10 protein-coding genes are annotated in these 12,490 nt (G+C 66.5%); 1 reads left to right on the top strand and 9 read right to left on the bottom strand.

Going from position 1 to position 12,490, the window contains the following annotated elements:
- Positions 1 to 3 precede the first annotated feature (3 nt).
- The gene (locus tag ACTUWL_RS19810) at positions 4 to 489 is read left to right on the top strand and encodes a F0F1 ATP synthase subunit B family protein (protein WP_021076541.1); all 486 of its coding nucleotides are present in this window, start codon (positions 4 to 6) and stop codon (positions 487 to 489) included.
- Between the two features lie 72 nt (positions 490 to 561).
- On the opposite strand, the gene ACTUWL_RS19805 is transcribed toward ACTUWL_RS19810, so the two are convergent.
- The 9 genes from ACTUWL_RS19805 to ACTUWL_RS19765 form a co-directional block, all read right to left on the bottom strand.
- Positions 562 to 1,209, bottom strand: coding sequence for a dTDP-4-dehydrorhamnose reductase (locus tag ACTUWL_RS19805; protein ID WP_021076542.1), 648 nt, complete (start codon positions 1,207 to 1,209; stop codon positions 562 to 564).
- Positions 1,210 to 1,367: 158 nt separating this feature from the next.
- Positions 1,368 to 1,955: a GNAT family N-acetyltransferase gene (locus ACTUWL_RS19800; protein ID WP_021076543.1), complete on the bottom strand. Its 588-nt coding sequence runs from the start codon at positions 1,953 to 1,955 to the stop codon at positions 1,368 to 1,370.
- A gap of 158 nt (positions 1,956 to 2,113) precedes the next feature.
- A complete protein-coding gene (locus ACTUWL_RS19795) occupies positions 2,114 to 3,403 on the bottom strand; it encodes a M16 family metallopeptidase (protein ID WP_021076544.1) in 1,290 nt (429 codons plus the stop codon).
- A complete protein-coding gene (gene thrC, locus ACTUWL_RS19790; protein ID WP_035649905.1) occupies positions 3,403 to 4,818 on the bottom strand; it encodes a threonine synthase in 1,416 nt (471 codons plus the stop codon). Before thrC ends, ACTUWL_RS19795 begins: the two co-directional genes overlap by 1 nt.
- 473 nt (positions 4,819 to 5,291) lie before the next feature.
- Positions 5,292 to 5,918 (bottom strand): glutathione S-transferase family protein, encoded by a 627-nt coding sequence (locus ACTUWL_RS19785; protein WP_021076546.1) that lies wholly within the window; start codon positions 5,916 to 5,918, stop codon positions 5,292 to 5,294.
- 156 nt (positions 5,919 to 6,074) lie between these two features.
- On the bottom strand, positions 6,075 to 6,668 hold the full coding sequence (locus ACTUWL_RS19780) for a GNAT family N-acetyltransferase (protein WP_021076547.1): 594 nt from the start codon (positions 6,666 to 6,668) through the stop codon (positions 6,075 to 6,077).
- Between the two features lie 287 nt (positions 6,669 to 6,955).
- A complete protein-coding gene (locus tag ACTUWL_RS19775; RefSeq protein ID WP_021076548.1) occupies positions 6,956 to 9,400 on the bottom strand; it encodes a penicillin acylase family protein in 2,445 nt (814 codons plus the stop codon).
- A gap of 207 nt (positions 9,401 to 9,607) precedes the next feature.
- The gene (gene glpK, locus ACTUWL_RS19770) at positions 9,608 to 11,110 is read right to left on the bottom strand and encodes a glycerol kinase GlpK (RefSeq protein ID WP_021076549.1); all 1,503 of its coding nucleotides are present in this window, start codon (positions 11,108 to 11,110) and stop codon (positions 9,608 to 9,610) included.
- A gap of 349 nt (positions 11,111 to 11,459) precedes the next feature.
- Entirely contained in the window at positions 11,460 to 12,476 is a 1,017-nt protein-coding gene (locus ACTUWL_RS19765) for an SGNH/GDSL hydrolase family protein (RefSeq protein ID WP_021076550.1), read from the bottom strand.
- Positions 12,477 to 12,490 lie beyond the last annotated feature (14 nt).

Genomic DNA, 12,490 nt, shown 5'->3' with positions numbered 1-12,490 from the left:
ACGATGTTTTACGAACCGGAAACCTGGGTTGCGATCGCCTTCGTCATTCTGCTGGTCGTCTTCGGCTATCTCGGTGTCCATCGCACCCTGCTGACGGCGCTCGACCACCGTGCCGAGCGCATCAAGGCCGAGCTGGAGGACGCCCGCCGTCTGAAGGACGAGGCCAACAAGCTGCTCGGCGAGTACAAGGCGCGCCGCGCCAGCGCCGAGCGCGAGGCCCAGGACATCATCTCCAGCGCCAAGGCCGAAGCCGAGCGGATCGCGGCTGAAGCCAAGACCAAGATGGAAGATTTTGTCGCAAGGCGGACCAAGACCGCCGAGAGCAAGATCGCCCAGGCCGAGGCCCAGGCCGTGGCCGATGTCCGCGCCGCCGCGGCCAACGCCGCGGTGACCGCCGCCTCGACCATCCTGTCGCAGTCGGTCAAGGGCTCGGTTGCCGACGACCTCGTCGGCAAGGGCATCGCCGAAGTCCGTTCCAAGCTGAACTGACGCGATCCCAACTCGATCTAAAAGAGGCCGGTGCGAGCTGATCGCGCCGGCCTTTTTGTTTTACTTCTTGTTTTACTTCTTCTTGCGCGGAGCGCGCGGCTTCGGTTCCGGCTTCAGGGCCTGCGGGTCGAAGCCGATATAGAAGATGTAATTGTCGTTGTCGGCCGGCGACGGCGCCGGATAGACGACATCCTCGGCGACCAGGCTGAACGGCACGCTGCCGCTGTCGTCCATCTGCACCGTGGTCGTGTAGGCCTTGGTCGCGATGGTCTTCTCGCCGACGCCGCCCAGCACCACGGCGACGCGCAGCGGCACCTGGATGCTCGGCGGGGCGCCCTGCGGCCCGACGATGATCCGTCCCTGAATACCGATCTTGGCGGTGATCACGCCGCCATTGAGGCTGCATTGCCGTGCGGTGCGCGTGATCGAGGCCAGGAACTTGACGTCGTTGCCGACCGCCTCCTTGCCGTCCGCCGCCACCGAATAGGTCGAGGCCCCGGAGCGGATCTGCACCGGCGGGCAGGTCAGCTCGGCATCGGCGTCGTTCAGTTGCTGCGGCGCCGCCGGCGTCGCCGGCTTCGAATCCGACGACCCGCCGCCGAACAGGCTCTTGAAGCGGTCGCTCAACGACTGCGCCGAGCTGGCCTCCGGCAGCAGGGTGGCACCGAGACCGATCGATACCGCCGCCGCGAGCGCGAACCTGATCACCCTGTCACCCATCAATATCCTCAAATCTCCAAACCGGTTCCCCGTTCGCGGGGCGTTATAGCAAGCCAATGGCGGCGAACCCAAGGCCTGTGAAAGGCATGTGAAGGGCATGTAACACGGCATCCGGAACGCGCCGGGCGGCTGCGGCCATCCGCCGGCAGGCCCGCGGTTCAGCCGCGGAAATCCTCGTGCAGCAGGCCGAACAGCAGATGGTCCTGCCAGATCCCGTTGATGCAGAGATAGCGCCGCGCCAGGCCCTCGCGGGTGAAGCCGCACTTCTCCAGCACGCGGATCGACGACGCGTTGGAAGGAATGCAGGCCGCCTCGATGCGATGCAGGTTGAGCTCGCCGAACAGCGAAGGCAGCAGCACCCGCAACGCCGTCGTCATGTAGCCGCGATGGGCATGCGGCAGGCCGACCCAATAGCCGATCGTGCCGGCCTGCACGATGCCGCGGCGGACATTGGCGAGCGTGATCCCGCCGATCATCACCCCATCCGATTCGCGGAAGATGATGAACGGATAGGAGCGATCCGCGGCGATATCCTCGGAGTAGCGGCGCAGCCTGCGGCGGAAGCCGGCGCGGGTCAGGTCGTCGGAGGGCCAGATCGGCTCCCACGGCGTCAGGTAGGCGCGGCTGAACTCGCGCAACTGCGCCCATTGCGGGAAATCCGACATTTGCGGCGCACGCAGCAAAAGCCCGTGACCGCGCGGCATCAGTGCAGCGGGTCCACCGGACGGCAAACGAAACAGGGCCATGGCCCAACACTCCCCCGACTTCTCCCTCGCCCCGCGCTTGCGGGGAGAGGGTCGGGGTGAGGGGTCGTTCCGCAGACTCGATGTGCGGATGGACCCCTCACCCGAAGCCTTCGGCTTCGACCTCTCCCCGCAAGCGCGGGGCGAGGTGAAACCTCAAATCAATGCAGCAGCGTCTTTGCCTTCGACTTCGTCAATCCTTCCGCAAAAGACACCGCCGTGTCCAGACCCCTGCCGCTGCCGAGGGCGACAACGGCAGGCCGGCTGCGCGACAGCAGCGCGCGGGCGGCATTGCGGCTCGATTCGACGCTGACCGCATCGATCCGCGCCACCAGTTCTTCCACCGTCTGCGGCCGGCCATAGGCCAGCACATGGCGTGCCAGCTGTTCGGCCCGGGATGAACAGCTTTCCAGCGCCATCAGCAACCCGGCCTTCATCTGCGCCTTGGCGCGGGCGACCTCGGCCTCCGTCAGGGTCTCGACGGCGTCATTGATGACGTCGACGATGACCTCCATCATTTCCGGCGCGTCGGCGGGGTCGGTCCCGGTGTAGAGGCCGAAGAAGCCGGTGTCGGTGTAGGGGGCGTGGAAAGTGTAGATCGAATAGCACAGCCCGCGCTTCTCGCGCACCTCCTGGAACAGCCGCGACGACATCCCGCCGCCGAGCGTGTTGGTGAAGACCTGCAGCGAGAACAGCGACAGGTCGGTCTGCGGCACGCCTTCGAGCGCCAGCGTCAGATGCGCCTGCTCGAGATCGCGATGCACCACCTTCGAGCCGCCCTTGCCGAACATCGCCGGCTGCGGCTTCGGCGCCGGCGTGGCGTCGAAGCTGGAAAATTTCTGCGCGACGTCCTCGACGACGCGCTTGTGATCGACCGCGCCGGCGGCGGCGACCACCATGTCGGGGGCGCGGTAATGGGTCGACAGATAGCCGCGCAGCGTGTCGCGGTTGAAGGCCTTCAGCGTCTTGGCGGTGCCGAGCAGCGATCGCCCCATCGGCTGGTCCGGGTAGCAGAGCTCGTTGAGATGCTCGAACACGACGTCGTCGGGCGTATCCTGCGCCGCGCCGATCTCCTGCACGATGACGCTCTTCTCGCGCTCCAGCTCATCCGGCACGAAGGACGGATTGGCGAGGATATCGGAGAGCACGTCGAGCGCCAGCGGCACGTCGGCCTTCATCACCCGCGCATAATAGGCCGTGGTCTCGGTCGAGGTGCCGGCATTGAGGTCGCCGCCGACCGCCTCGATCTCCTCGACGATCTCGCGCGAGGAGCGCCGCGCGGTGCCCTTGAACGCCATGTGCTCCAGGAGATGCGAGATGCCGTGCTCGTTCGGTTTCTCGTCGCGCCCGCCGACGCCGGCCCAGACCCCAAGCGCCGCGGTCTCCAGATGCGGCATGGTGTCGGTGACGACGGTCAGGCCGCTCGGCAGCTTGGTGATTTCAACGCTCATCAGGCAACTCCCTGCTTGGCGGCACGGCTGACCGACAGCACGAAGCGCTCGACCTCGGCGGAATCATTCTTCATGACCGTCATCTGTTCTGATTTCGTCATCAACCCTCCGAGCCAGGCCGGCAGTTGCGGACGCACCCCGCAGGCGGCCTCGACCGCATCGGGGAACTTGGCCGCATGCGCGGTCGACAGCACGATGTTCGGAACCCTCGAGTCGGAGGTGTCGCGATCGGCCACCGCGAGCGCCACTGCGGTGTGCGGATCGACCAGGTCGCCCGCCTCGCGCCAGGCGGCACGGATCGCCGCCGCCGTCTCGGTCTCGTCGGCGCGGCCGGCGTCGAAATCGCGGCGCACCGCGGCCAGCGTCGCATCAGGGAGCACGAAGCGGCCGGACTGCTTCAGCGAAGCCATCAGGCGGCGGACCTGGTCGGCGTCGCGGCCAGACGCCTCGAACAAGAGCCGCTCGAAATTCGACGACACCTGGATGTCCATCGACGGCGATGCCGTGGCGTGAACCTCGCGCACCTCGTAATTGCCGGTCTTCAGCGTGCGCGGCAGGATGTCGTTGACGTTGGCCGCGATGCGCAGCCAGCGGATCGGCAGCCCCATGCGCTTCGCCACATAGCCGGCGAAGATGTCGCCGAAATTGCCGGTCGGCACCGTGAAGTCGACGGTGCGCGCGGGCGAACCGAGCGCCACCGCCGAGGTGAAATAATACACCACCTGCGCCACGATGCGCGCCCAGTTGATCGAGTTGACGCCGGACAGCGCCACCGCGTCGCGGAAGCGATGGTTGTTGAACATCTCCTTCACCAGCGCCTGGCAATCGTCGAATGTGCCTTCGATCGCCAGCGCATGGACGTTGGCAGCGCCGGTCGTCGTCATCATGCGGCGCTGCACCTCGGAGATGCGCCCGTTCGGGAACAGCACCACGAGGTCGACATTGTCGAGATTGGCAAAAGCTTCGACCGCGGCGCCGCCGGTATCGCCCGAGGTTGCGACCACGATGGTGGTGCGCTGCGCCCGCTTGGCCAGCACATGATCCATCAGCCGCGAGATCAGCTGCATCGCGACGTCCTTGAACGCTAGGGTCGGCCCGTGGAACAGCTCGAGCAGGAACTGGTTCGGCCCGACCTGGTCGAGCGGCACCACCGCAGGATGCCGGAACGTGGCATAGGCTTCGTTGGCCATACGGCCGAGCTCGGCATCGGAAATCTCGCCGGCGGCAAACGGCCTGATGATCTCGACCGCGACCTCCCAATAGGGACGGCCGAACAAGCCGGCGATGGTCTCATGCGACAGCTGCGGCCAGGTCTCGGGCACGTAGAGCCCGCCGTCGCGGGCGAGCCCGGTCAGCATCACATCGCAGAAGCCAAGCACCGGGGCCTCACCCCTGGTCGAAATATATCGCGTCAAACCGCCCTCCAAAGGCTTCGCTCCGAGCCTTAAGCCTTTGATATCATGGATTTATCGAGTTCGCCGCATGCGACCCGAACGGCTCACCATAGAAGATCGGACTGGCAATGGGTAGCCCGAAGCGCGCGCATTGGGGGCGGCGCGGAGTCGTGCGGCGCGTTGCCTTCGCCTGATCATCAATAGCGCCGCATTCACCGATGTCGTCCTGGCGAAAGCCAGGACCCCATAACCACCGCAGTTGGTGATGAACGGGATGGCGGCCCCAGCGCCGCGCAACAATTGAGATTCGGGGTAATGGGTCCTGGCTTTCGCCAGGACGACACTGAGTTTGCAGCATTTCTTCGTCATTCCGAGGTGGCGCGAAGCGCCGAGCCCGGAATCCATTGGACCGCAGAACAAGCAGTGGAATGGATTCCGGGCTCTCGCTTCGCGAGCCCCGGAATGACGGCGGAGAGAGGTCGGCGATATGCTCCCTACCCCTTCGGCGGCGCCAGCGGCTGCACGATCTCCTGGAACGGCGGCAGCGCCTCGCAGCGCGCGGCGTGCGCCTGCAGCGCCGGATAGCGCGCGTCGAACAGATGCGGATGCGCCTCGCGGGTGAAGCGCAGCGCGCAGGCCACGGCGATGTCGGCGTGACCGATACGATCGCCGAGCCAATATGGCGTCGGCACCGCCGCGCGCTCCTGATCCAGCACCGCGAGCACGCGGGAGATCTGTCCCTCGCAGCGCTCGACCCAGAGCTTGAGCTGCTCCTTGCGCAGCACGCGCTCGTAGACCAGGCTCACCGCCTTGTCGGCGAGCCCGGTCGCCAGCGCCATGATGCGCAGATGCCGGCGCCGCTCGATGCCTGAGCGTGCAATCATCGCCTTGTCCGGCCCGACCAACTCGTCGAGATAATCCAGGATCGCGCTGCTCTCGATCAGCGCCTCGCCGTCGTCCAGCACCAGCGTCGGCACCCGCTGCACCGGATTATAGGCCGCAACCTGCTCCGCATCGCCGAAGGTCGACCACGGCTTGTGCTCGAACGGCAATCCATAAAGCCGCAGCGCGATCGCGGTGCGGCGGACGAAGGGCGAGTCGTACTGGCCGATCAGGAACATCTGTCATCTCGAAGGTCATGCCGCAGCGGACCGCGGCCGCGAAAGCAGGGCTTTCGAGGTGTGGCGGTCGAGCCGAGGTCAGAGGTTGCGCTTTGCACCATCCTAGATGGACCGCGCTGCATTGCAACCGGATCATGATCCGATCTGTGTGACGAGCTATGCAATCACCGGCACATGCCTCGCCGCATCGCGCGGCAGTTTGCCATTGAGCCTCGGATCATCCGCCACCTCGATCTGCCGCTTGAACGCGCGGAAGCCGGAGCGCTGGTAGAACGCGACCGCTGAGGGATGATCGAAGGTGCAGGTGTGCACCCAGACGCGGCCGACATCGCGCGACCAGGCGATCTCCAGCGCGCGGTTCATCAGGAAGCGCGCGGCGCCGGTGCCGATGAATTTTGCGGTGACGCCGAAATAGAGCAGCTGGCATTCGCCGTCCACGCTGAAGTCGAGCTCAAGCAGGCCTTCATCCTGGCTATCGACGACCAGCCCGTAGAGCTCGACCCCGGGCGCGTGAATGCGCCCGGCGAGATCGGCGTCATCGAGCCCGCTGCGGGTAAACCACAGCCATTCCTCGCCGACGCGGCGGTAGAGATCGCGATACCAGTCGAGCGCGGGCGGCTCGACCTTGCGTAGGCGCCACGCGCCGGGCGGATCATCGCGCATCGGCGGGCGCGCAGTCATTTCCAGATGCGTGACGACGGCGGCGACCTTGCCGTGGGGAATGTCGGAGTAACCGTCGGGCAGCAGCATTAGGCGACCTTATTTCTGCGTATCGGCCGGAGATATTCGCATGTCGCGGCACATGCAATGCGACGTGCGATGCAGGAGCTGCAGGAAGAACTGGCGAAATAGAGCGCGCGATACGAGCCACATATGTCGTCCCGGCGAAGGCCGGGACCCATTGCCACAAAGTGGAGTTGTTAAGGCACGCTGTGGCCCCAGCGCGCGAAACAATTTGGCATTCGTGGTTATGGGTCCCGGCCTTCGCCGGGACGACTGCGGAGTTTGTGGCGCGGTCAGTGAGAGTACGCTCCCCCTCACCTCGGCGTCAGCGAGATCGCCTCGGCGGCTGCGGCTTCCACCGCGCCGCGGCTGTAGAGCAGCGGGACATACTGCCCCGTCGCCCAGAGCGGGGCGAGGTCGCGGTAGTGGCCGCTGAAGGGATCGCCGGATTGGCCTGGCGTGTTGATGGTGCGGCTCGCATCCCAATTGCCGACATCGAGCACCATGCGGAACGAGGCGCCCGCGGTGAGATGATAGTCGGTGCGGCGATAAGTGGCGGCGCGCGGCACATTGGCGGCGCCGCCGAAGGCGAGCGGGCCGACCTGCATCTGCGCCGCGGTTGCCTTGTCGGCGAGCGGCATCAGCGCGTGGTCGAACTTGGCGACGTGCAACCGGCCCCAGCGCCACATGGACGCATCGCTCCCGAGCTTGTCGGTGACATCGGCGACGGCCGCGCCGAGGCTGTCGCGCAGCACGCGGTCGCGCTCCGCTGCCGGATCGTTGCCGAGCGCAGCGTCGGGCTTTTCGAGATAGCCGATGATGGCGGAAATGCTGGAAGCCTCCGGCGCGATCAGCTCGGCCGCTTTCGGCGCCGTGGTCTTAAGCAGCACCGGGCCGAGGTGGTTTGCGATCCACACTTCATAGACAGCAGCCGCGGCGCTGTCCTCGGCGTCGCGCGCATCCCAGGCCTTGAGCAGGTCGAGACCCTTCTTGACGTTGGCATCGTCCGACGTGAGCGGCCTCAAAAGCGCGACGAGGCGCCGCGCGAGCATACCGGTGTCGTCGTTCTGCAACGCCATCGCATCTGCCAGCGTCACCTTGCTGTTGGCCTGCAGCACCTCGGTGATGCGCTGCCAGCGCGCGCTGTCGGACCACTCGAAGCCGACCCGGCGCTCGTTCACCGGATAATCCGCCGGCAGGTTCATCTGGTTGGCGGTGGCAATAAAGCCCTGCTTCGGCTGGTACAGCTTCGGCAATTCATCGAGCGACAGGAAACCCTGCCACTCGTAACGACCGTCGCCCGGCACCGGCATCAGGCCGTCGAAGCTGGTGCGGCGCGGCGTCTTGCCGGCCGCGACCCAGCCGATATTGCCTGACGTGTCGGCGTAGACCTGGTTCTCCGACGGCGCGCCCCAGCGCCGCATCGCGCCGAGGAAGCTGGTCCACGACTTCGCGGTCATGTAGTCGGACGAGCCGAAATAGGCCGAGGTGCCTGGCTCGAACCAGATCGAGCGCACCGCGAACGCGTGCTTGTTGTCGGCGTCGACGAAGATCACCGGGCCGTGGCGGGTGAACTTCAGCTCGAGGTCGCGGTCGGCCTCGCCCTTCACCGCTTCCTTCTCATGCACGACCTTCATGTCCTCCCAGCCCGTGCCGTAGCGGTACTGGTTCGGATTGTCAGGGTTGAGCTCGTAGACGTAGAGGTCTTCCTGGTCGACGTTGAAGATGGTGAGACCGAACGCGATGGTATCGTTGTGGCCGATCGAGATGCCCGGCAAAGCCGGCTCGCCGGCGCCGATCACCGAGATGCCGGGCGCGTTGAGGCCGACGATGTAGCGCAGCGACGGCACCGAATGCTCGCGATGCGGATCGTTGGCGAGGATCGGACGTCCGGTCGCGGTGCGCGACGCCGCGATCACCCAGTTGTTGGAGCCGATGGTGTCGCGCTGCTGGTCGGCCTCGGCCAAAAACCGGTCGGGATCATGCGCCAGCGCCGCCTTCTGGTCCTTCGGCGCGGCGAACTTCACCGGGCGCGTGGCGAGGTCGTAGGCCTCGAGCACGCCTTTCGGCACGCTGCAGGGATCGAGCCCCTCGGGAATCTTCGTGGTCCAGTCCGGCTCCAGCTTGACGCGGAAGCGATCGGCATCGAGTCCTGCGGCGCAGGCGACCAGTGCGCGCTTCACCTCGGAGGCGACGTTGCGCGTTAGTCCGTGGCTACGCACGCGCACGACATCCTCCGCTGACCACAGGTCCGGCTTCGTCCCGGCGATCCGAAACTCGATCGGCAGCGGACGCTTGCCCGCGTTGACGTCGGCAACATAGGCGTTGACGCCGGCGACGAACGCCTCGGCATAGGTTTTCGCCTTCGGGCCATAGGCGGCCCATTCCGCATTCATGTCGCCGCGATAGAGGAACAGGCGCAGCGCCTTGTCCTGCTCGGCATAAGCGGGGCCGAAGTCTTTCGCCAGCAGGCCGAGCCCGCGCTTGCGCCAGAGATCGATCTGCCAGAGCCGGTCGCGCGCGGCGTTGAAGCCCTGCAGGAAGAACAGGTCGTGCTCGTTGCCGGCATAGATGTGCGGGATACCCCAGACGTCGACCAGGATCTGGCCCGGCGCCTTCAACCCGGCGACGTCGGTTTTCACCTCGCGCGCCGACACAAGCGCGCTCGGCTTCTCGCGCGCGGTGGCGGGAGCTGCGAGCATCGCGGTGCAGAGCGCGGCAGCGAGCAGTCTGGTGACGCGGTTGAGATCCGTGTTCATGTTGTTCTCCAATGGTTGTTATTGGTTGGAAGTCTGCATCCGCGGTGATGGCGTGCCCCCTCTCCCGCTTGCGGGGGAGGGCTGGGGTGGGGGTTTCGCCGCGATGGGACTAGTCGCTATGCGGAGAGAGCCCCCACCCGCCGCGCTACGCGCGTCGACCTCCCCCGCAAGCGGGAGAGGTGAAGAAACTCTGCCGCACGAGTTCAACTACTCCCCCTCGTCGCTCGCCAGCACGCCCTTCACGGCGCGCGCCCAGCCGGCGAGCTTGCGCTCGCGGGTCGCCTCGCTCATCGCCGGCCTGAAGCGGTGCTCGAGCCGCCAATTGTCGGCGAACTTCGCCGGCTCCGGGTAGACGCCGGCCTCGAGGCCGGCGAGATAGGCCGCGCCCAGCGCCGTGGTCTCCTGGATCATCGGGCGGTCGACCGGCGCGTTGAGCAGGTCGGCGAGCCGTTGCATGGTCCAATCGGATGCGGTCATGCCGCCGTCGACGCGCAGCACGGTGTTGGCGGCGTTGGCCTCGGGCCAGTCGGTGCGCATCGCAGCCCACAGATCGAAGGTCTGGTAGCAGACGCTCTCAAGGGTCGCATGCGCGAGCTCGGCCGGGCCGGTGTTGCGGGTCAGCCCGAACAGCGCGCCGCGTACGCGCGGATTCCAGTATGGCGCGCCCATGCCGACGAAGGCCGGCACCAGATAGACGCTCTGCATCGAGTCGGATTTGTCGGCAAGCGGGCCGGTCTCGGCGGCGTGCTTGATGATGCCGAGCCCGTCGCGCAGCCACTGCACCGCGGAGCCGGCGACGAAGATCGAGCCTTCGAGCGCGTAGGTGCGCTGGCCGCCGAGCTGATAGGCAATCGTCGTCAGCAGCTTGTTCTTCGAGGCCACCGGCGTGGTGCCGGTGTTGAGCAAGGCAAAACAGCCGGTGCCGTAGGTCGACTTCATCATGCCGGGCTCGAAGCAGGCCTGGCCGATGGTCGCGGCCTGCTGGTCGCCGGCAATCCCGGAGATCGCGATCGGGCCGCCGAACAGATCCGCCGTGCTCTCGCCGAACCGGGCGGAGGAATCCTTCACCTCCGGGAGCATCGAGCGCGGCACGCGCAGGAGGTTGATGAGGTCGTCATCCCACACGCCGGTGTGGATGTTGAACAGCAGCGTGCGCGAGGCGTTGGTGGCGTCTGTCGCGTGCACCCGGCCGCCGGTGAGCCGCCATAGCAGGTAACAATCGATGGTGCCGAACAACAGCTCGCCGCGTTCGGCGCGCTCGCGCGCACCCGGCACGTGATCGAGAATCCAGGCGACTTTCGTCCCCGAGAAATAGGGATCGATAATGAGACCGGTCTTGGCCGAGATCACAGGCTCATGGCCCTCGGCCTTGAGTCTTGCGCAGATGTCGGCGGTGCGGCGGTCCTGCCAGACGATGGCGCGGTGCACGGCCTGCCCCGTGGCGCGGTCCCACACCACGGTGGTCTCGCGCTGGTTGGTGATGCCGATCGCGGCGATGTCCTTGGCCTTCAGGCCGGCCTTTTCCAGCGCCTCGCGGCACACCATCACGGTCGAGGTCCAGATGTCGTCCGGCTCGTGCTCGACCCAGCCGGAAGCCGGGAAATGCTGCGGAAACTCCTGCTGCGCGACCGCGGCAATGGAGATGTCGCCGCGAAACACCATGGCGCGCGACGATGTGGTGCCCTGATCGATGGCCAGCACGAAAGACATGAGCGTTTCCCTTGAGGCTTGGTAGCAGGCGCCAAGGGAGCGGATTACCGCGGCGAGGTCAAGCTTTGGGAAGGTGGTGGTGAGAGACCCACGGTCCTAAGGCGCGAGTGGCGCCACACGCTCCGCTGTCGTCCCGGCCTAGTGCGCAATTGCGCACGGGGGCCGGGACCCATACTCCGCGGCGGTTGTTGTAGGCGGGACTCGTCATCCCATGAGCGTGCGACAATGACCCTCGGTGGTTATGGGTCCCGGCCTTCGCCGGGACGACACTGAACGCTTGGTACCGCCGGTGATTCATGCACCTACATTCTGTGATCCGCGCCAGCGGGTCCGCGCGAAGCGCGGCCGATCACATCGGCCGGTACGTCCGCACGTCGGCCGGCACGTTGACGCCGATCTTGATCGCGCCGACCGAGCGGATGATGTCGTCGCCGAGCAGTTGGGCGAAGCAGGCATAGCCCCAATCGTTCATGTGCAGGCCGTCGTCGATGACGAAATCGTTGATCGGGATCGCCTGCCGCTCGTGCCAGTCGCGCATCACCTCGAAGCGCGGGAAGATGCCGACATGGCGCAGCGCGGCGATGCGGCCGAGCAGCTTCACCATGCCGCGGGCGCTTTCCGGACGCTCGGTGACGCGCGGCGAATATTGCGGATCGACCAGCACGAGATCGGCGCCGTCGGCCTGGATGCGCGCCACGCCGTCCTCGACCTGCTTGGCGGTCTCGCTCGGATCGAGGTTGCGCAGCACCGCATTGGTACCGACCTGCCAGATCACCATGTCGGGATGCATGTCGATCACTTCGGTCTGCAGCCGCTTCATCATCTCCGGCGCGTCCTCGCCGCCCTTGCCGCGGTTGAGCACGGTGATGTCGGCCGAGGGATATTGCCGGCGCAGTTGCGCAGCGAGCCGGCTCGGATAGGTGAATTCCGGCGCCGACGATCCGTAGCCCTGGGTCGAGGACGAGCCGAACGCGATGATGACGACCGGCTTGCCGGCGGCAAGCTTGGCCGCGACATGCGGTAGCGAGCCGGTGGTGTTGGGCACGCCGGTCGGCTGATGGCAGGGCACGCGGTGGAAGATGTCGCCGGCGGATCTGGCGACCTGCTTGACCTTGTCGAGCGCCTGGGAGGCGATGCCGGGCTGCTGCGGGCTGGCGGCGTCGACCGCCATCGCGGCGGGCTTGCCGACATCAGGCCGTGCGGCGTCGGATCTTGTCGCGGCACCCGATGACAATGCCGCATGCTGGTCGGCCTGGCCGGTCTGGGCGCGCGACGGCGCGACCGACAACGGCGCGAGCAGCAAGAGCGCCGCTACGGCGCGCAGGCTCCGCCCTGCATGAGAGCGAAAAGGGAACGCAAAACGCATCAACTCTGCTTCCT

This window comes from Bradyrhizobium sp. WCU1, assembly GCF_053474805.1.
Note: the sequence above shows the minus strand (reverse complement) of the source record. Positions and strands in the feature narration are given on the sequence as shown.

Coding starts and splice junctions, on each gene's coding strand:
- ACTUWL_RS19800 (WP_021076543.1), bottom strand. CDS start 1,955: ATGGCCCTGTTTCGTTTGCCGTCCGGTGGACCCGCTGCACTGATGCCG.
- ACTUWL_RS19810 (WP_021076541.1), top strand. CDS start 4: ATGTTTTACGAACCGGAAACCTGGGTTGCGATCGCCTTCGTCATTCTG.
- ACTUWL_RS19805 (WP_021076542.1), bottom strand. CDS start 1,209: ATGGGTGACAGGGTGATCAGGTTCGCGCTCGCGGCGGCGGTATCGATC.
- ACTUWL_RS19775 (WP_021076548.1), bottom strand. CDS start 9,400: ATGAACACGGATCTCAACCGCGTCACCAGACTGCTCGCTGCCGCGCTC.
- glpK (WP_021076549.1), bottom strand. CDS start 11,110: ATGTCTTTCGTGCTGGCCATCGATCAGGGCACCACATCGTCGCGCGCC.
- ACTUWL_RS19780 (WP_021076547.1), bottom strand. CDS start 6,668: ATGCTGCTGCCCGACGGTTACTCCGACATTCCCCACGGCAAGGTCGCC.
- ACTUWL_RS19795 (WP_021076544.1), bottom strand. CDS start 3,403: ATGAGCGTTGAAATCACCAAGCTGCCGAGCGGCCTGACCGTCGTCACC.
- ACTUWL_RS19785 (WP_021076546.1), bottom strand. CDS start 5,918: ATGTTCCTGATCGGCCAGTACGACTCGCCCTTCGTCCGCCGCACCGCG.
- ACTUWL_RS19765 (WP_021076550.1), bottom strand. CDS start 12,476: ATGCGTTTTGCGTTCCCTTTTCGCTCTCATGCAGGGCGGAGCCTGCGC.